The sequence below is a fragment of the Levilactobacillus acidifarinae DSM 19394 = JCM 15949 genome (assembly GCF_001434835.1).
GTDB lineage: Bacteria > Bacillota > Bacilli > Lactobacillales > Lactobacillaceae > Levilactobacillus > Levilactobacillus acidifarinae.
In genome coordinates, this window is the sequence record NZ_AZDV01000027.1 from 29856 (window position 1) to 53087 (window position 23232).

The 23232-nt window shown below is 54.3% G+C and carries 1 protein-coding gene; it reads right to left on the minus strand.

Going from position 1 to position 23232, the window contains the following annotated elements; all coding sequences use genetic code 11:
- Positions 1 to 23220 (minus strand): hypothetical protein (locus FD25_RS11385; RefSeq protein ID WP_202814021.1); only part of this gene is annotated, 23220 nt, incomplete at its 3' end.
- Between the last annotated feature and the right edge of the window lie 12 nt (positions 23221 to 23232).

Here is a 23232-nt window from a genome sequence, read left to right on the forward strand (position 1 = left end):
TTCTTCAGCAGAGGCACTCGCAGATGCCGTGCTTTCGGACTCTTCGGCTGACGCACTCGCGGACGCCGTGCTTTCAGATTCTTCAGCTGATGCACTCGCAGACGCTACGCTTTCGGATTCTTCGGCTGACGCACTCGCGGAGGCTACGCTTTCGGACTCTTCGGCTGACGCACTTGCAGACGCCGTGCTTTCGGATTCTTCGGCAGAAATACTTGCTGATGCTGTGCTTTCGGATTCTTCAGCTGACGCACTTGCGGAGGCTGTGCTTTCAGATTCTTCAGCTGATGCACTTGCGGACGCCGTACTTTCGGATTCTTCGGCAGAAATACTTGCTGATGCCGTGCTCTCAGATTCTTCAGCGGACGCACTCGCAGACGCTACGCTTTCGGATTCTTCAGCGGAGGCACTCGCAGACGCCGTACTCTCAGATTCTTCAGCGGACGCACTCGCAGAGGCTGTGCTTTCGGACTCTTCGGCAGAGGCACTTGCAGACGCTACGCTTTCGGACTCTTCGGCTGACGCACTCGCGGAGGCTTCACTCTCTGACTTCTCAGCAGAAGCACTCGCAGACGCTTCACTTTCAGATACTTCGGCAGAAGCACTTGCAGACGCTTCACTCTCTGATACTTCAGCAGAAGCACTCGCGGAGGCTTCACTCTCTGACTTCTCAGCAGAAGCACTCGCAGACGCCGTGCTTTCGGATTCTTCAGCTGACGCACTTGCGGACGCCGTGCTTTCAGATTCTTCGGCAGAAGTACTTGCAGATGCTTCACTCTCTGACTTCTCAGCAGAAGTGCTTGCAGATGCTGTGCTTTCCGATTCTTCGGCTGACGCACTCGCGGACGCTTCACTTTCCGACTTCTCGGCGGAAGCACTTGCAGACGCCGTACTCTCAGACTCTTCGGCTGACGCACTTGCGGACGCTGTACTCTCAGACTCTTCAGCTGACGCACTCGCGGACGCTTCACTTTCGGATTCTTCAGCAGAGGCACTCGCGGATGCCGTGCTCTCAGATTCTTCAGCTGACGCACTCGCGGAGGCTACACTTTCGGATACTTCGGCAGAAGTACTTGCGGACGCTTCACTTTCCGACTTCTCGGCGGAAGCACTCGCGGACGCTTCACTTTCCGACTTCTCAGCAGAAGCACTTGCAGATGCTGTGCTTTCGGATTCTTCAGCAGAAGTGCTTGCAGATGCTACGCTTTCGGATTCTTCAGCGGAGGCACTCGCGGACGCTTCACTCTCTGACTTCTCAGCAGAAGCACTCGCGGAGGCTACGCTTTCAGACTCTTCAGCTGACGCACTCGCAGATGCCGTGCTTTCGGATTCTTCAGCGGAAGTGCTTGCAGACGCTTCACTCTCGGATACTTCAGCAGAGGCACTCGCAGATGCCGTGCTTTCGGATTCTTCGGCTGACGCACTCGCGGACGCCGTGCTTTCAGATTCTTCGGCTGATGCACTCGCAGATGCTGTGCTTTCGGACTCTTCGGCTGACGCACTGGCAGACGCCGTGCTTTCAGATTCTTCAGCTGATGCACTCGCAGACGCTTCACTTTCGGACTCTTCGGCTGACGCACTGGCAGACGCCGTGCTTTCAGATTCTTCAGCTGATGCACTCGCAGACGCTTCACTTTCGGATACTTCAGCAGAAGTGCTTGCGGACGCCGTGCTTTCAGATTCTTCAGCTGATGCACTTGCGGAGGCTTCACTCTCCGACTTCTCAGCTGAAGTGCTTGCAGACGCTGTGCTTTCAGATTCTTCAGCAGAAGTGCTTGCAGACGCTACACTTTCAGATTCTTCAGCTGACGCACTCGCGGACGCTGTGCTCTCAGATTCTTCGGCGGAAGCACTTGCGGACGCTGTGCTTTCGGACTCTTCAGCTGACGCACTTGCGGACGCTACGCTTTCCGATTCTTCAGCTGACGCACTCGCGGACGCTTCACTCTCTGACTTCTCGGCAGAAGCACTCGCAGAGGCTACGCTTTCGGATTCTTCAGCAGAGGTACTTGCTGATGCTGTGCTTTCAGATTCTTCGGCAGAGGCACTCGCAGACGCTTCACTTTCGGATACTTCAGCAGAAGCACTTGCGGACGCCGTGCTTTCAGACTCTTCAGCGGAGGCACTCGCAGATGCTGTGCTTTCGGACTCTTCAGCGGACGTACTTGCGGACGCTACGCTTTCGGACTCTTCGGCTGATGCACTCGCAGACGCTGTACTTTCGGATTCTTCGGCAGAAATACTTGCAGACGCCGTGCTCTCGGACTCTTCGGCTGATGCACTTGCGGACGCCGTACTTTCGGATTCTTCAGCGGAAGCACTCGCAGATGCTACACTTTCGGATTCTTCAGCGGAAGCACTCGCAGAGGCTACGCTTTCAGATTCTTCGGCTGATGCACTTGCGGAGGCTGTGCTTTCAGATTCTTCAGCAGAAGCACTGGCAGAGGCTTCACTTTCCGACTTCTCGGCAGAAGCACTCGCAGATGCCGTGCTTTCGGACTCTTCAGCTGATGCACTCGCAGAGGCTACGCTTTCGGATCTTTCAGCAGAAGCACTTGCAGACGCCGTGCTCTCAGATTCTTCGGCTGATGCACTCGCGGACGCCGTGCTTTCGGATTCTTCAGCAGAAGCACTCGCGGATGCCGTACTCTCAGATTCTTCAGCAGAGGCACTCGCGGATGCCGTACTCTCAGATTCTTCAGCAGAGGCACTCGCGGATGCTGTACTTTCGGACTCTTCGGCAGAAATACTTGCAGACGCCGTGCTCTCGGACTCTTCAGCTGATGCTGTGCTCTCGGACTCTTCAGCAGAGGCACTCGCGGATGCTGTGCTTTCAGATTCTTCAGCTGATGCACTTGCGGAGGCCGTGCTTTCAGATTCTTCGGCTGACGCACTCGCAGACGCTTCACTTTCCGACTTCTCGGCAGAAGCACTTGCTGACGCTACGCTTTCGGATCTTTCAGCAGAAGCACTCGCAGACGCTACGCTTTCAGATGTTTCGGCTGATGCACTAGCGGATGCCGTGCTCTCAGACTCTTCAGCTGACGCACTTGCTGACGCCGTGCTTTCGGATTCTTCGGCTGACGCACTTGCAGATGCCGTGCTTTCAGATTCTTCAGCAGAAGCACTTGCTGACGCCGTACTTTCAGATTCTTCGGCAGAGGCACTCGCGGAGGCTTCACTTTCCGACTTTTCAGCAGAAGCACTCGCAGATGCCGTGCTCTCAGATTCTTCGGCAGAAATACTTGCAGATGCCGTGCTTTCGGATTCTTCAGCTGACGCACTCGCGGACGCCGTGCTTTCAGATTCTTCGGCTGACGCACTCGCAGACGCTACGCTCTCGGATTCTTCGGCTGATGCACTTGCAGACGCTACGCTTTCGGATTCTTCGGCCGACGCACTCGCGGATGCTGTGCTCTCAGATTCTTCAGCTGATGCACTTGCTGACGCTGTGCTCTCAGATTCTTCAGCTGATGCACTCGCGGACGCTTCGCTTTCGGATTCTTCAGCTGATGCACTCGCGGACGCTTCACTCTCTGACTTCTCAGCGGAAGCACTTGCAGACGCTTCACTTTCGGATTCTTCAGCTGACGCACTTGCGGACGCTTCACTTTCTGACTTCTCAGCTGACGCACTCGCGGATGCCGTACTCTCAGACTCTTCAGCTGACGCACTCGCGGAGGCTACGCTTTCAGACTCTTCAGCTGACGCACTCGCGGACGCTGTGCTTTCGGACTCTTCAGCTGATGCACTTGCGGAGGCTTCACTCTCTGACTTCTCAGCGGAAGCACTCGCGGATGCTGTGCTTTCAGATTCCTCAGCGGAGGCACTCGCGGACGCCGTACTCTCAGACTCTTCAGCTGACGCACTCGCGGACGCTTCACTCTCTGACTTCTCAGCGGAGGCACTCGCAGATGCTGTGCTTTCGGATTCTTCAGCAGAAATACTTGCAGACGCCGTGCTCTCAGACTCTTCGGCGGAAGCACTCGCGGACGTTTCACTCTCCGACTTCTCGGCGGAAGCACTCGCGGAGGCCGTGCTCTCAGACTCTTCAGCGGAAGCACTCGCGGACGCTTCACTTTCCGACTTCTCGGCTGATGCACTCGCGGACGCCGTGCTTTCAGATTCTTCAGCAGAAGCACTCGCAGATGCTGTGCTTTCAGACTCTTCAGCAGAGGCACTGGCGGACGCCGTGCTTTCGGATTCTTCGGCTGACGCACTCGCGGACGCTTCACTTTCCGACTTCTCAGCGGAAGCACTGGCAGACGCTGTGCTTTCGGACTCTTCAGCAGAAGCACTGGCAGACGCTACGCTTTCGGACTCTTCGGCTGACGCACTCGCGGATGCTTCACTCTCTGACTTCTCAGCGGAAACACTGGCGGACGCTACGCTTTCGGACTCTTCGGCTGACGCACTCGCGGATGCTACGCTTTCAGATTCTTCAGCTGACGCACTCGCAGACGCCGTGCTCTCAGACTCTTCGGCTGACGCACTCGCGGACGCTTCACTCTCTGACTTCTCAGCGGAAGCACTCGCGGACGCTGTGCTTTCAGATTCTTCAGCAGAGGCACTGGCGGATGCTTCACTTTCCGACTTCTCGGCGGAAGCACTCGCAGACGCCGTGCTTTCGGATTCTTCAGCAGAGGCACTCGCGGATGCTTCACTTTCCGACTTCTCGGCGGAAGCACTCGCAGACGCCGTGCTTTCAGATTCTTCGGCTGACGTACTTGCAGAAGCTCTACTCAACGATCCGTCACTCAACGAAGCCTCAGAATTCGACACTTCGGAGTTGGTACTGGTTAACGAAACCTTAGCATCGCTGACGCTGGCTTCACTAGCTGAAACCATTGATAACTCACTGACAATATCTGTAGAAACTTGACTCAGACTAGCGTTAGAAACACTCAATTGTGAGTCGGCCATTTCAGACTGTTCACTGGCATTGGTTTGCGATTGAGCACTCAAGCTGTCAGCCACGCTCTTCATTGACTCATCGTAGGACGAATCCGAAGCATCGCTTAAGCTTTGTTCCGTTGAGGTAAAGGCAGAAACCTGACTGGCTTCACTCTCAGACCGTTCACTGACACTAGCGAAGGACTTTGAAATCTCGGCTGATGCCGTTTGTGATGCTAAGACGCTCTCACTGGCAACAATGGCGGCGGAAGCACTCGCGGAGGCCTGCGCGTCACTGGTCAGAACGGACATCGAAGCTGATTCACTCGCCGAAACGTTAGCCGATTCACTTTCACTCGTTTGCGTGGAGTTCCGTTCTACCGAGTTAGCAGATAAATCACTAGCTACGGAGGCTGAACGTTCACTCAAGCTCAAGGCAGATTCAGAAATCTCAGACGTTTCACTGGCGTTACTGTCGATCCGTTCGCTTAAGCTATTGGCTGAAGCCGAGTTGCTGGCCGACAGGATACTCAACGACGCATCCGAAACGGAGTTATCAGCCGAGACACTGGCCGAAACGCTAGCGGATGTCGCAGCCGATTCGCTGGCCGATGTGCTGGCTGAAACCGTACTCTGCAAGGAATCACCCATCGAAGCCAAACTCATGGATTCTTCGGATTGTGAAACCTCAGAGAACTGGCTATCCGCGGATTGACTGGCCGCACCCAGGCTGACCGTCGAAGCACTAACCACGGATTGTTGACTAGCAATCGAGTTGGATTGAGCACTCAGACTCTGGTTCGACAAACTCATTTCAGACGTGGAGACCGCGGATTGAACGCTAGCATCACTTTGCGAAGCGGCACTCAAGCTGGCAGCACTCTCACTAATCTGTGAGTTGTAAGACGAGTCGTTGGCTTCACTCAAGCTTTGTCCTTGCGAGGCAATGGCCGAGTTCTGGCTGGCTTCGGTTTCGGAGCGGTTACTCAAGCTCGTTAACGATTCCGTAATCGAGGCGGCAATGGAAGTAGAGACTGCCGCACTTTCAGCCGCGGAAGTCGAAGCGGACTGACTCGCCGTTGCCGAAGCTAAGCTCGTTTCAGCCGCGGTACTTGCCGAAGCCTTTGCCGAATCAGAGGCCGAAGCACTTTGACTGGCTTGTTCGGACGTCCGGGACGTGGAGTTGGCCGACAGAACACTGGTGTCGGACAACGACCGATCACTGACACTGGCAACCGAGGCGGATAAGTCCGCACTCTGACTGGCCCCACTGGCAACCTGTTCACTCAAGCTGTTGGCGGAAGCCGAATTGCTGGCGGACAAGACACTCAGCGAATTCTCGGATTCGGAGATCAGACTTTGCGAAGCGTCACTCATTGAGGCTTCGGAAGCCGAAACTTCGGAAGTCCGACTAGTCAAGGAATCGATCGCTTCACTGGCACTGGCCATCGACGTGGAAACCGTCGATAACTGGCTGTCTGTGGTTTGTGATAACTGGCTCAGACTCATGTTCGAGGCGCTCAATTCGGATTCGGACATCATCGATTGCTCGTTGGCGTCGGAAACGGATTGTTCGCTCAAGCTGGCATTGCTGTCGCTGATCTGGGAGTTGTAGGACGAATCATTAGCGTCACTCAAACTTTGTTCCTGTGAAGCTAATTGCTGACTGGCACTGGCTTCAGCAGCCGACTTCTCACTGACACTGGCATCATCAGTCGAGATGGATGCCGTTTGTGAGGCCGAAATCGAGGCACTCGCTGTTGCCGAAGTCGAGGCACTCTGACTAGCGTTAGCCGACGCACCACTCTCAACGATGGCCGTTGATGTCGAAGCCTCAGCCGACGCACTAGCGGATTGACTCTCGTTAGTTTGCGTTGAGTTCCGGGACATCGAGTTAGCGGACAAGATGCTGGTATCGGCGGCAGACCGTTCACTCAAGCTGGTTGAAGCTTCAGCAATTGAAGCGCTCTGACTGGCCCCACTAGCCACCTGTTCACTTAGGCTGTTAGCAGAAGCTGAGTTGCTGGCCGACAAGACGCTCAGGGAATGATCAGCCGCAGAATTTTCACTCAGGGACTGGTGACTCATGGAAGCTTCGGACTGACTGATTTCGGAGTTAACACTATCAGTCGCCGAGGCCGCCGCACTCACGCTGGCATCAGATGCCGAAACGGCAGATTGTTGACTGTCGATTGACGTGGATAACTGACTCAAGCTAGCGTTGGAAGCACTGAGTTGGGCACTGGCAACGGCCGATTGCTGACTGGCATCGGATTGCGATTGCTGACTCAGGCTAGTCAAGACGCTGGTGATGGCGGAATTGTACGAGGAATCGGACGCTTCACTGACGCTTTGTTCCACGGAGGCCACGGACGCGTTGACGCTGGCTTCACTAGTGGAAGCGGCGCTAATACTGTTCAGGGATTCCTCAACGGAAGCGGCTTGTGACGTCGAGACGCTGGCGCTTTGGTTAGCCGAAGCACTTGCGATTTGACTCGTTTGTGCGTCTGACGTACTAGTGTTAGCGGACGTGATGGCCGACGTCATCGCAGATTCACTCGCGGACTGACTCTGACTGGTCTGTGTCGACGTCCGGGATTCGGAGTTGGCCGACAAGACGCTGGCGTCGGACATTGACCGCTCACTCAGACTTGCGGCGGACGCGGAAACACTGGCTTCTTGTTCAGAAGTGGAAGCGACCTGTTCGCTAGTACTGTTGGCCGAAGCCGAGTTGCTGGCAGATACCAGACTCAAGGATGCATCACTGGCGGAAACCTGAGCCGAAGCACTCGCCGAAACGCTGGCCGAAGCGGAAGCGGACAAGCCGCTCATCGAAGCTTCGGATACGGACATTTCGGAGTAACGACTACCTTGCGAGTTCATTGCATCGCTCAGGCTGGCCGTTGAGGCATTGTTATCGGAAAGCTGACTAGCCGTCGATAACGACAACTGGCTCAAACTTTCATTAGAAAGACTTTGTTCAGATTCAGAAATCGTTGATTGTTCAGTCGCATCGGAAGCCGAGATTTGGCTCAGACTGGCGTTGCTTTCACTAATTTGTGAAGTTAAGTCGGAGTTAGATTCAGCACTTAAGCTCTGAACTTGTGAGGCAATCTGATCACTCAGACTCGCTTCATTAGCCGACTTTTGGCTGATACTGTTCAGCGATTCGGTGATCGAAGCGGCTTGTGACGTGGAAATTGCCGCACTTTGATTAGCCGAGGCACTCGCCGAATTAATTGCCGTGGACCGGCTGGCACTGGCCATTGCTGACTCACTGGCCGAAGCCTTGGCAGACGTCGAGGCCGAAGCACTCTGACTGGCCGCCGTGGACGTCCGGGAAGCGGAGTTGGCTGACAAGATACTGATGTCAGACAAGGACCGTTCACTCAGACTCGTGGTCGACATGGAAACGCTGTTGCTTTGACTCCCCTGGCTGGCCAAGTCTTCACTGACACTGTTGGCCGAAGCCGAGTTGCTAGCGGACAAGACACTCAATGAATTCAACGCTTCGGAAACGGCGGCGGAAACACTCGCCGAAACGGAAGCCGAATCCTTGGCCGATTGACTGGCCGAAGCCGTACTCATCGAGGCAAAGCTGGTCGAGATATCACTCAACGAGGCTTCAGAATTGGAAGCTTCGGATAACTGACTGGCAATCGCTTCGGAAGCGGCACTCTGACTTGCAGCAGAAGCACTGACTTCAGAGTACTGACTCGCTAACGAGTTCGATTGGGCACTCAAGCTGGCGTTCGAGAGACTCAGTTGCGAAGCGGAGATCAACGATTGTTGACTGGCTTCCGTTTGTGACTGGGCACTCAAGCTGGCTGCACTCTCACTCAATTGTGAGTTGTAACTGGAGTTCGAAGCCACGCTCAGGCTGTGTTCCAATGAAGCCAAGGACTCACTCTGTTCGGCTTCACTAGTAGAAGCTTCACTGAGGCTGTTCAAGGATGCCGAGATAGAAGCGGCTTGACTCGCCGAGACACTAGCACTCTCACTGGCCGACGTCCCTGCCGATTCACTGGCAGTAGCGGACGTGACGCTCGTCGAATTAGCGACGGAAATTGAGTCAGCCGTACTTTGACTAGCTGATTGACTGGCTACCGTTTGACTCGTCGTCCGCGACGTGGAAGCCACGGCACTGGCATCGGAAACGGACCGATCACTCAGACTAGCAGCAGATTCGGAAGCCGCAGCACTTTGACTCGCCCCACTAGCAACTTGAGAATTCAAGCTGTTCGTCGAGACTGAATTGCTGGCGGATAACTCGCTTAACGAGTCGAGACTCATTGACGCGAAGCTCTGCGACGTCAAACTCATTGAATCTTCGGACTGGCTGGCTTCGGAAGCCTGGCTAGCCGTTGAAGCGGAGGCTTCACTGGCACTGACTTGTGACTCGGAAGCTGCCGACGTTTCACTCGCTGCGGAAGCCAAGTGATCACTGAGGCTGGCGTTGGAAGCGCTGATTTCGGAGGTGGACATCATCGATTGTTCGCTGGCGTCCGAAGCCGAAATTTCGCTGAGACTGGCGTTGGAAGCGCTGATTTGTGAATCAAATTCAGAAGTCGACGCCTCGCTGATACTTTGTGACAAGGAAGCTAACGACTCGCTCTGACTAGCTTCAACCGTGGACTTCTGGCTGACACTAGCGTCCGATTCGGAGATCGAGGTGGCTTGTGAGGCGGAAACCTCGGCACTGGCGTTAGCCGAAGCACTGGCCGATTGACTGGCAACCTGTGAAGCGGTGCTCGTGGACTGAGCCACGGAAGCGGAAACGCTGGTCGAGACGCTAGCCGATTGGCTGGCGACCGTTTGACTAATCGTCCGGGACGTCGAGTTAGCGGATAACTCACTAGCATCGGAAGCGGAACGGTCACTCAGACTGGTTTGGGCGTTCGACGCATCGGCACTTTGACTGGCCCCACTAGCAACCTGTTCACTCAGACTAGCGGCAGAGGTGTCATTACTGATTGACGCGTTACTCAAGGAAGCGTCACTGACGGAAACCAAGCTGACCGACAAGTCGCTCATCGAAGCTTCGGATTGTGACATTTCGGAGTACTGGCTGGTTTGCGAATCAACGGCCTCACTGACACTCGCCGCGGATTCACTATTAGCAGAAAGTTGACTAGCCGTCGATTCGGACAACTGGCTCAAGCTTTCATTGGAAAGACTTTGGGCAGATTCGGAAATCGTGGATTGCTCGGACGCGTTAGATTCTGAAAGTTCACTCAGACTCGCGTTGCTCTCGCTGATTTGAGAATCGTATTCGGAAGTCGAGGCGTCGCTGATACTTTGTGACAAGGAAGCTAACGATTCGCTTTGACTAGCGATGACTTCGGACTTGTCACTGACACTGGCAGTCGATTCGGAAATCGAAGCCGAATCACTCGCGGAAACCGCGGCACTGGCGTTGGCCGACGCGCTAGCCGATTGACTAGCCGTCGATTCGCTGGCACTGGCCTTAGCCGAGTCACTCGCGGAAACCGTGGCGGATTCGCTGGCCGAGGCACTTTGACTCGCGGCCGTTGAAGTCCGGGACGTCGAGTTCGCCGACAAGATACTGTCGTCGGAAGCCGACCGGTCACTCAGACTCGCCGTCGAAGCCGCTAAGCTGTCACTTTGACTGGCTTGAGTAGAGGCATCCGCGCTGACACTGTTGGCCGAAGCCGAATTGCTGGCGGACAATTCACTCAAGGAGCGATCCGACGTTGAAACATCGGCGGAAACGCTAGCCGAATTGGCAGCCGACTCACTCGCCGATTGCACGGCGGAAACCGTACTCTTCGAAGCTTCACTAACCGAGTAATCACTCATGGAAGCTTCGGATTGACTGATTTCGGAGAATTGACTATCGGCAGATTGACTCGCTGCACTCAGGCTGACCGCAGCATCACTCGCCGAGTTGACCTGACTGGTGACGGAATTCAAGTGGTCACTGACACTGGCGTTGCTCAAGCTCTGGGCGGATTCGGAAATCGTGGATTGTTCGGACGCGTTGGAGACTGAGAGATCACTCAGACTGGCGTTTCCTTCACTGATTTGCGAATCAAATTCGGAGGTTGAGGCGTCACTGATACTTGCTGATAAGGAAGCTAACGACTCGCTTTGACTGGCGATAACTTCGGACTTGTCGCTGACACTAGCATCCGATTCGGAAATCGAAGCGGAGTCACTCGCGGAAATCGCGGCACTGGTCTTAGCCGACGCGCTTGCCGACTGACTGGCGGTCGATTCGCTAGCGCTAGCCTGGGCCGAATCGCTCGCGGAAACCGTGGCGGATTCGCTGGCCGAGGCACTTTGACTCGCAGCCGTTGAGGTCCGCGACGTCGAGTTGGCCGACATGAGACTGTCGTCGGAAACGGACCGGTCACTCAGACTGGCCGTCGAAGCCGCCACACTCGCACTCTGGCTAGCCTGGCTTTCCAGCTGACTGGTTAAGCTGGCTTCAGATTTAGCGATGCTTTGTGACTGTTGACTCAGGGAAGCTTCACTCGCGGAAACGTTGGATAACTGGCTCGCAATGGTGCTAGTCGACGCACTGGCTGAGGCGACCGCCGAGGCTTGACTCTCGGAAGCAAAGCTAGTGGAGGTGTCACTCATCGAGTTTTCAGATTGCGATAACTCGGATAACTGACTGGCCAAGGATTCCGAAGCCGCACTCTGACTGGCTTCAGACGCACTCATCGCGGAAACCTGACTGGCAACCGAAGTGGATAAGCTGGCCACACTGGCGTTAGACGCGCTCAATTCGGATTCGGACATCATCGATTGCTCGTTGGCGTCGGAAACGGATTGGTTGCTCAGGCTGGCCGCACTTTCACTGAGTTGAGAATTGTAATCGGAGTTGGAGGCCGCACTTTGGCTGTTCTCCAACGAAGCCACGGACTCACTGACGCTGGCTTCAGATTCGGACTTAGCACTCACACTGGCATCCGAAGCGGACGTCGATGCGGAGACCTCAGCGGAAGCAGAAGCACTTTGGCTGGCCGCCGTTGAAGCCGATTGTTCGGCATCGGATCGGCTAGCACTGGCATCAGCGGAATTGGAAGCTGAAACGCTCGCGGAGTTATCAGCCGATTCACTCTGGCTGGTCTGCGTTGAGGTCCGCGATGTCGAGTTCGCCGACAAGATACTGTCGTTAGACAATGAATGTTCGCTCAGACTAGTGGCAGACTCGGAAGCTGCGGAGTTCTGGCTGGCCACGCTTTCGGAGTAGAGGCTCAAACTATCAGCAGAATTCGAATTGCTTGCCGATTGAGCACTCAACGACGCTTCACTAGCCGAAATGTCGCTCAGAGAAACCTGACTCAATGACGCTTCGGAAGTCGAGGCCGCCGACAATTGACTGGCAGCAGACTCGGAAGCGGCACTGGCACTGGCATCCGACTGGCTGATTTCGGATAACTGACTGGCCGTCGATTCGGACGCGTTGCTCAGACTAGCGTTAGAAGCACTCAATTCGGATTCGGACATCATCGATTGCTCGTTGGCGTCGGAAACGGATTGGTTGCTCAGGCTGGCCGCACTTTCACTGAGTTGAGAATTGTAATCGGAGTTGGAAGCGGCACTTAGGCTGTTCTCCAACGAAGCCACGGACTCGCTGACACTGGCTTCGGATTCAGACTTGGCACTCACACTGGCATCCGAAGCGGACGTCGATGCGGAGACTTCAGCGGAAGCAGAAGCACTTTGACTAGCCGCCGTCGAGGCCGATTGTTCGGCATCGGACCGGCTAGCACTCGCATTGGCGGAATCGGAAGCCGAGGTTGACGCGGACGTTGCCGCCGAATCACTCGCACTGGCTGCAGATTCGGTCCGGGACGTGGAAGCCGCTACACTGGCATCACTGGCCGACCGTTCGCTCAGACTCGCGACGGATTCGGACGTGATCGAGTTCTGACTAGCAATCGATTCAGACGCTTGACTGACACTGTTGGCCGAAACTGAGTTCGAAGCCGAAAGATCACTCAAGGACGCCTCACTCGCGGAAATCCGACTCAACGACGCCTCACTCATGGAAGCTTCAGACGTGGAGAATTCGGAGGCTTGACTGGCAGCGGAATCGACCGTTTGACTCACGCTGGCCGAGGCTTGACTGTTGGCCGAAGCCTGGCTATCAACCTGACTCTGGTGGGCACTGACACTGGCATTGCTTAGGCTCAGAGCCGATTCGGAAATGGCCGAGGTCTCACTGGCGTTAGACGCCGATAGGTCGCTCAGGCTGGCATTACTGTCACTGATTTGTGACTCGTAACTGGAATCGCTAGCGTCACTGACACTCTGTTCCAGGGAGGCCAAGGACTCACTTTGACTAGCGAGGTCCGTGGACTTCTGGCTCAGGCTGGTGTCGGCATCGGACATCGATGTTGCTTGCGAAGCCGAGATGTCAGCACTGGTCTTGGCCGATTCGGAAGCTGCCCCACTGGCCACGGCGTCAGAAACGCTGGCCGACGTGGAAGCCGAAGCACTGGCTTGAGCCGAAACACTCGCCGACGTACTCTGACTAGCTTGGGACTGATCCCGTGACGTGGAATTTTCGTTCCAAACACTGGCGTCGGAAGCGGAACGGTCACTCAGGCTAGCAACCGAAGCCGAGGCTTCAGCACTTTGACTGGCGATCGACTGGGCTTGTTCGCTCAGACTGGTTTCGGAATCCGTCGTTTCACTCGCAACCTGACTCAAGGAAGCTTCACTGGCGGAGATTAAGCTCAACGAGGCGTCACTCATCGACGCTTCGGATTGACTCAGCTCGGAAGCTTGACTCGCTAAGGCTTGCGACGCGTCACTCACGCTTTGATCAGAGGCGCTGACTGCGGAAAGTTGACTGGCAATCGAGTTAGACAGCTGGCTGACACTGGCGTTGCTTGCGCTCTGGTCGGAAGCCGACATCATCGATTGTTCGTTGGCGTCGGAAACGGATTGGGCACTTAAGCTGGCGTTACTGTTACTGATTTGAGAATTGTAGGATGAATCGTTTGCTTCACTTAAACTTTGTTCCATGGAAGTGATGGCGTCGCTCAATGACGCTTCGGATTCAGACTTGGCACTCACACTAGCGTCATCGTCGGAAATCGAAGCGGCTTGCGAAGCCGAGGTCGACGCACTGGCTTGAGCCGAGGCTGACGCACTCTGACTGGCGACCGCCGAAGCCTCACTATCAACGATGGCCGTTGACGTGGAAGCCTTAACCGAGTCGCTCGCAGACGCGCTTTGACTAGCCTGCGTTGAGGTCCGCGACATCGAGTTGTCGGACAACAAGCTGTCATCGGAAACGGAACGGGAGTTTAGACTAGCCGCCGAAGCGGATTGGTCGGCACTCTGGCTATTGCCGCTGGCGATCTGTTCACTCAGACTGTTGGCCGAAGCCGAATTGCTGGCCGACAGAACGCTCAACGAGTTTTCACTCGCGGAAAGTAAACTCAGCGAGGCGTCACTCATCGACGCTTCGGATTGAGATAATTCGGAGGCCATGCTTTGTGCTGATTTAACGGCTTCGCTGGCACTGGCTGAGGCGTCGCTGACACTGGCCACCTGACTGGCGGTCGAGTCAACGACCTGACTCAGACTGGCATCGCTTAAGCTTTGAGTCGAAGTCGACATCATCGATTGCTCGTTGGCGTCGGAAACGGATTGGGCACTTAAGCTAGCGTTACTGTTACTAATTTGAGAATTGTAAGATGACTCGTTTGCTTCACTTAAACTTTGTTCCATAGAAGTGATGGCGTCGCTCAAGGACGCTTCAGCTTCGGACTTGGCGCTCACACTAGCGTCATCGTCGGAAATCGAAGCGGCTTGTGAAGCCGACGTTTCAGCACTGGCTTGGGCCGAAACCGAGGCACTCTGGCTGGCGGTGGCAGAAGCTTCACTGTTAACGACGGCCGTTGACGTGGAAGCAGAAGCCGAAGCACTACCAGAGGCGCTTTGCTCAGCTTGTGACGACGTCCGCGACATCGAGTTGTCGGACAACAGGCTGTCATCGGCGGCTGAACGAGAATTCAAACTAGCCACGGAAGCGGACGTGTCCGCGCTCTGACTGGCCCCACTGGCAATGACTTCACTCTCACTCGCCGCGACGGACGCGTTGCTGAGTGATAAGTCACTGACGGACGCGTCACTGGCCGAAATCTGACTCAGGGAAACCTGACTCATGGAAGCTTCGGACTGTTCCATTTCGGAAATGGCTGCGCTGGTCGAAACCACCGCGTCACTGGCGCTGGCCGCCGAAGCGGAGTTTTCAGAAACTTGGCTTGCCACGGAGTTCGATAATTGACTCAGGCTCTGGTTAGAGGCACTCAGTTGTGACTGCGAAACGGCGGATAAGTCACTGGCGTTACTCTGTGATAACGAGGCCAAACTAGCTGCACTCTCGCTATCCGTCTGCGCACTCGCAGCGGATAATTCACTGCCAATGACCGAAGTAACTTGACTCAAACTGGTGATGGCTTGCGATACGGAAGCCGCAGCACTAGCCGAGAGTTCAGCCGACTGGTTGGCGGAAGCCGAAGCCATTTGACTGGCCTTAGCCGAAGCCGCACTTTCTTCAGACGCCGTCGAGAGCGACGTGGCGGCAGACTCACTAGCCGAGACGCTTTGACTAGCCGCTGTGGACGTCCGGGACGTCGAGTTAGCGGATAAGATGCTGGCATCGGAAACCGACCGGTCACTCAGACTGGCCGCCGAAGCGGAAGCCGATTGACTTTGATTGATCATCGAAGTCGACAAGTTACTCAAACTGGTGGTGGAAACCGAGTTGCTGGCCGAAACTTGACTCAACGAGTTCAGACTCAGCGAAGCATCGGCCGATTCCTTAGCGGACGCCTGTGCAGAAGCTTCTGCTGATTGTTCGGCGGAAACCGTTGCGGACGTGGCAGCAGAGGTCGAGGCCGAATTTTCAGCGGAAACCTGACTCAACGAGCTTTCCGATTGTGACAATTCGGACAATTGACTGTTCAGGCTAGCCGTTGAATCCGCTGCGCTGGTTTCAGCACTGGTAATGGCGGACAATTCACTGTTTTCAGAGGCGATGTGTTCGCTGACACTGGCGTCACTCTGACTCTGAGCGGACTCAGAAATCGTGGATAACTCGGTAGCGTCGGATTGAGACTGTTCACTCAGACTAGCGTTCGAAGCGCTAATCTCGGAGTTCTTGGTCGAATCGTTGGCCGAGCTCAGGCTGGCCTCACTAGCACTCACTTCGGAAAGCAAGCTGTTTTCTAGCGATGTCTTTTGACTCAGGCTAGCCATCGATTCGGAAACGGTCGCAGAATTAGAAGCCGATCCCGTCGCACTGACGCTAGCCGACTCACTGGCCACTTGACTCTCGTGGGCCTGGCTGATGCTCTGCGACGCCGCAACGGACGCTGACGTACTTGCCGAAGCATTAGCCGATTCGCTGGCAGAATTCTGTGAAGCCGTCCGCGACGTTGACGCCACGACACTGGCATCGGAGAGCGACCGGTCACTGAGACTCTGTTCGGACTCGGAGTTCTTCTGGCTCTCGCTAGCAACGGCCGTAGACTGATCACTCACACTGTTCAGTGACAGTGACCGACTTTGCGAAGCGTTGCTCAAGGATTCCAAGCTCTGAGAAACTTCACTGGCCTGACTAGCCGATTGACTAGCGGACGTTTCCGCCGACGTGGTACTCATCGAGTTTTCGGAAGCGGAGGCCTCGGAAGCCACGTTCGATAAGGACGTTTCAAGACTGTTAGCCGCCGACTCAGAAGCCGAGATGACGGATTGTTCACTGATGATTTGTTGTGATTGGTTACTCAAGCTCCGGTTCGATAGGCTCATCTCCGAAACGGAAATGGCGGATTGAACACTGGCGTCAGAGGCCGATTGGGCACTCAGGCTCGCGTAGCTTGAGGTCATGGCCGAGGTCGAAGACCCCTGGGCCGCACTCAGGCTAATTGATGCGGAAGCGACTTGTGACAATACCTGTGATTCGGACTGTTGCGCTTGACTGAGACTGGCCATGGAAGCCGAGATTGTCGCGGATTCGGACGCCTCGTCACTGGCACTTTGGGCCTGTGATTCAGCGACGGACTGGTCGACCTTCGACTGACTGGCACTGGCATTCGCCGAGATGGCAGCCGATTCACTAGCCGAAGTCCCCGCCGACGCACTGGCGGAATTTTGAGAATCCGTCCGCGACGTGGAGTTGGCCGAAAGAATCTGACTATCGGAAACGGACCGGTTGCTCAAACTGGTTTGGGCGGAATCGGTACTTTCACTCTGACTGGCATCGCTGGAAACCCGTTCACTAGTACTATCCGCGGATTCAGAAACGCTTTGCGATAAGTTGCTCAAGGAAGCTAAGCTCAAAGACATCCGGCTGGTCGAGGCGTCACTCATCGACGCTTCGGAAGCCGAGATTTCGGAGTGTTGACTAGCTGCGGACCCTTGGGCGTCACTAACGCTGGTTGCGGCCGAATTAACGGCCGAAGCTTCACTGGCGTTAGCTGAAGCCAGGTTACTCAGGCTGGCGTTGGACTCACTGATCAACGCTTGCGAGATTTGTGATTGTTCTGACGCGTCAGATTGCGATTGGGCACTCAGACTCGCGTTTGAACGACTGATTTGTGAATTATAGGATGAATCACTAGCCACGCTGAGACTTTGTTCCGTGGAAGCCACTGCCTTGCTGACACTGGTTTCTTGTTCGGAACGTTGGCTGATACTGTTCAAGGAGTTGACCGCGGATTCGGATTGGTCAGCCGAAACGGACGCGCTCTGTTGCGCACTCCCGGAAGCTACTTGACTGGCTTGTGATCGACTGTTGGCTGCGTTCGTAGAAATAGACGCGGACATTGAAGCCGACTCACTGGCCGATTGACTCTGCGACGTTTGTACGGAGTTCCGGGACGTCGAGGTGGCCGATAAGATACTGATATCGGACAACGACTGGGCACTCAGACTGGCAACCGAGTCACTCACGACCACACTCTGACTGGCAATGGCAGACCGTTGCGATTCCAGACTGTTAGCGGAAGCCAAGTTGCTTTGTGACAACTGACTTAAGGAAAGTTCACTCGTGGAAACGTCGGCCGACTGGCTTGCGACTTGACTCGCTAACCGACTGATCGAATCCTCAGCGGACGACTGACTCAACGAAGCGGCGCTCATCGATTCGTGGCTCTTAAGTTGATCACTGATCGACGCTTCGGACTGGGAAACTTCCGAGTTCTGGCTGGCAACCGAGTTGACGTTGGCACTGGTGCTGACTGATGCGACACTCGCAGCTGAGACCAGACTAGCGTTACTTTGCGATAAGTTGCTCAAACTAGCGTTAGATAAGCTGAGTTGTGCCGACGTGATGGCCGACAAGGCGGCCGAATCATCGTCACCAGCAACACTTAAGCTCATTGACTTCTGATTCAGTTCGGAAACGACTTGTGAAGTAGACGCGTCGTTTTCACTGGCCGTAGCGGAAGCGACTTGACTAGCGTTGGATAAGGAAGCGGCCTGTTGCTGAGAAACGGAAGCCGAAACAATCGCCGAATCACTTGCCGACTGGCTTTGCGACGTCTGAAGTGACGTCCGGGAATCCCCTAACGAGGCAAGACTCAGACTATCGACAGCCGAACGGGACATCAAGCTGGCTTCGGAAGCCGCGGTGTCCTCACTTTGACTGCTGGTAGCGGAGTTAGCGCTGTTCAGGCTCTTGGTCGAAACCGAAGTGCTGGCCGATAGGATACTTAATGACGCGTCACTCAAACTGTTTTCAGACGTCGAAATCTGAGACAACATGCTGGTCATAGACGTTGAGAAGTCGCTTTGACTGGCAGCTGAAGCGCTGGCCGAAGCGAGAATGTTGCTAATCTCACCCGATAAGTGACTCAGGCTTTGATTTAGTTCACTAGTTTCCGCAGCGGAAACCGCGGCGTTTAAGCTGGTGTTATTCAAGGATTTCAGACTGAGACTATCAGCAAGGGAGGTGAGCATCGAATTTTCGGAAATGCCCCGGCCGCTCAAAACGCCCTGCATGGACGTTACTTTACCGTAGTCTAGGGAATCAGACTGAGAAATGGTACTGAGAATGGATTGAGACAGCGAGATATCGGCCGAGACGCTGACTGACTGGTCAACGCTTTCCTGAGCCGAAGTAGCCGCAACGAGTGAGGCCGACGCACTGGCCGACGCCACGCTCTGACTGAGAAGCGCCGAGGTTGCCGCCGAATCAATGGCGGATTGACTCGCCATCTCGGAAGCTGAAATTTGTTGATCGGTCAAGGAGCCACTGACAATCTTAATGGTACTGTCATCGGAGACGGACCGGTCACTCAGACTGTTCAAAGCACTAGCAATGGCTGAATTTAAGCTAGCCGCACTCAACGATTGACTCGCCATGCTAATCAACGAGTCACTATTGGCTTGTGAGGCCAAGCTTAAGGAAACCAACGCGCTGTTACGAGCATCGACAATACTGGTCGATTCACTTGCCAGCACCTGACTCATCGAGGCTTCAGATGCCGAGATGTCGGACATCATGTTACTGTTTGCTTGTGATTGAGAAATGGCGTTGCTTTCGGAGACGCTGACTTCCGACATGATACTGTTGTCGGAGTCCACCCGGTTACTAATACTTGCTAACGAGGCCGAAACCACGGAATTCGAGTTGGCGATGGATTGTGACACGATCAGGTCGGACAAGGAATCCTTAGCACTTTCATTAGAAATCGATTGTTCACTCAGACTCGCGATGGATGCCGACGTCTGGGAGTTAACGATAACTTGAGATTGTGACGCCGCACTGGCACTCTTCTCAGCGGAAACCACCTGTGATAAGGCCTGCGATAAGGATTGAGAGGCCGTAGACAACTCACTGAACTGACTAGCACTAATCATCGAGTCCACGCTGACGGACTCATCACTCATACTATTTCGAGCTTCAGAAACTTGTGAGTTGTCAATGGCAATCGATGCCGAGATTGAGGCACTCTGTGAGGCTTCAACGCTCAGTGACGTGTTGGACAATGAGGTCGAGATGGATTGGTCACTCAAACTGCCTTCGGAAGCCGATTGATCAGCCGACGCCTTGGCAGAGGTCGAGGCCTCGCTGGCCATTGACTGACTCTGCATGGCACTGGTCGACGCACTCACAGAAGCGCTATTTGAAGCCGATTCAGCGGCCGACTGACTACTTTTAGCCGTACTCGTCGACGCACTGGCACTCGCTTCAGAAGTAACCGACACGGAAGCCAGACTGGCATCGGACATTGACCGGTCACTCAGACTCGCATCGCTGGCCGACGCCTGAGCAGACTGACTAGTTTGTGAGTTTGCATCGGAAATCGACCGGTCACTCAAGCTCTTTTCGGACTGGGATAGGCTGGTGATCACGTCACTAACGGACTGGTCACTGGCCGACTGACTGATCGAGTCACTTTCCCATTGCGACTGGGAGACTTCACTCGTTGACTGACTCGCGGAAGTGGAGGATTCCTGTGAAATTACGATAATGTGGGCCACGCCTGTGACGGTTTGGTTACTCGTTGGGTCCGTTAAGGTCAACGGCACATCGTAAGTTCCAACCGTATTGAAACTGACGTTTGCGAGACTAGCCTTAACTAAGGACGGTGATAACCAATGTCCCTGAGCATCCGTCGCCCCATCAACCAGGCTGAGGACAAAGCTCTGTCCCGCAACGATGGTTTGATCGTGCGCGGAGATCTTTGGTAACAGGCTAGGATCATCTGTTTGGTCAATGGCGATGGTCCCCGTCATGGCCATCAGGCTCGTGGCGTTCGGCAGTTCGTGCGTGGTAAAGTAACTGGTCCCTTGATTAGCTTGTAATTCAGCAATCAAGGCCTGGGCACCGGCACTGGTTAAGTGGTAGGTGTAAGTCCCCACTTTACTGTCATCGTTGTCGACCGTAAACCAGCCATTCTCCAGCGTGACGCTGGTCCCAGATGTCGAATCGTTCCAAGTTGGGGTTAACGATTCGTTGCTTAATAAGCCACTGGCGTTAGTCCCGGTGTACTTCACTTCTTGAGTGGTCAGACCGTTGTAGTTAAAGGCGGCCGTCTTTTTATAAGTAAAGTTTAGCGTTTGCGGTGTCGTGACGTCGCTTAACGCGATTGGGTTAGTGGAAGAAACACTCCACCCAGATATAGGCGTTGGGGCGTAAATTTGGGCATCCCCGCCTAATAAGACGTTGACCGTCTTGCCGGCGGTGGCCATCGAGGTACTAGAGAAGCCCGCATCGCTAGAACTAGTGGTGATGGTGATCTGAACCAAGTTAGCGTTATACCCGGTGGTAAAGGCTAATCCTGGCGTAGACGACCCATACTTCGACGTTAAGAGCTTACTCCCAGTATCCAGCGCGGTTCCATCGGCCTGGTAATTCAGACCGTCATAAGAACCCGCTTCAGCAACCACCGGAATGGTCCCGTCCGTCGACTCAGCGTACTGTTGTTGCGCCAAAGCAGCCCCGGCGTTAAAGGCGGCATCCGCCTTCTGTAATTCATCGGCGTAGCTTTGCACGTAGGCTTTTTGTCCGATGGCCGTTAAGGCATTGACGTTACTGGTCGTTAAGGCCTGAGTCGCCATCGTATCCGACGTAATACTGTTGACCCGGACCATAAACTGCGGCAAGTAGCCAGACGGCGTCCCCCCTAAACTGATGCCCGTAATTTTACTAAAGTCTAGCGGGTTCGTATCGGTGGTTAGCTCCCCACTCTTAGCCGCAATCACGGCAGCATCGGCGACGACCATGGCTCGGTAGTGTGCGTCCATAACGTTCAACGCTTCACGAACCATATCGTAGGTCAAATTAGGCCCAGTGGTGGCAGCTTGTCCAAAGGACCCGGAATACTTAAAGCTATATTGGTTATCTTGAGTTAAGAAATTAATGAAGTCGGCATTAGCGTTGGTTGACGTTCCTTTGAAGTAGTAACCGGTAGGATCAGCCAAGTAGTCGTTCACCGCGGCTTGGACCGTGTTGTACTGGTTGTTATACATTTCTTGAATAACTTGTTCTGCCCCAGCACCGCTCCGGGTATAACTCGTACCACTATAAGCATGGGCCGCATCGTTCAACAGTTGATTGGCCTGGTCTTGGGATAATTTTCCGTTGGTGACCAGTTGATTGACGATATCGGTGACCGACGTCTTCTGGTTCCCCGTCAGTGCATCGTTATCCGCCATGGTGGTAACGTTACCCAAGACCTTTTGACCCCAAGCATAGGCTGCGGCTTGAACCACCGTAGACAAAGCCGTCGTGGTAGTCGTATCCGCAATCGCACCGGGATCAGTCACAGAAAAGCCGTTAATTGTGTTGTAGTTGGTGCCGTTGACGGAGGCGTGGTTGACCGCATACGGATCGTCATACACGTGTCCCGCCATAATATCAGTGATGGCATTGTTCATCCCGATGGACCAATTAGAAAGAATCGCGTTTAAAGCGTTGGTTTTAATCCCCGTGTAAATGGACTGTAACATGGGGTTATCCAGGACCCCATTGAGCCCTAACATGGTCACCATCGTCTGTAAGTTCCCGTTCAAGGCCACGGCCTCTGACAATGTGGCGGGAGCGTACGGTGAGGTATCCATGTCAAGGATGCCACCCACTGAACGAATATCGCCAATGGCTTCATGGGTAATCCCGTTAATGATGGATGGTGCTAAAATATCGGCAAAGGCGGTAATCGCTTTGGTCGTCGTTGCAATATCTGCGGTAGCGGTATTGCTGCTGTCTTGGGTATAACCTAAGACTTTTTGCGCATAGTTTGAAGACCCCGAGATAATTTTACTAATTGAGTTCAGGAAGGTTAAACCAGTCCCACTAATTGAGCTTCCCGTTAAGTCAGAAGCGCTATAGTTCTGGTCAATCATATTAGCGGCATTGGCAGGGTCCGCAGCTTTAGCAGTTAACCCATCCAACCAATTTTGCAATCCCGAAGCGTAGTCGCGAATGTAATCGGAATAACCTTGGTTATAATCGGCGGTATGGTAGGTTGTTTTCGTAAGATTTAAGAAACCACCGTAAGTGTCCCAAGTTTCAACTGAATTATGATCTTGGTATTTTTGACCATCCGTCCAAACCGGTGCCGCATACCCCGTATCGTGTTGCAAGGAACTATCGTTTTGATAATCCGTTAACAATTGCGAGATTTTAGTAATGGCATTCGTAATTGGTTGATAGTTCACAACAAGATTGGTCTGCCCAGTGCCCCCTGTAATGTCAAATTGGCTGATAAGGTATTCAATACCTGCCTTAGCATTAGAAGTCCCTAAATTATAAGCATTCGTATCACCGTTAATGGCTTCTCCCGGGTGTGACAACGGGTTCGTCGCATCTAACGATAAATCTTCCGCCATAAAAGCCGCGTA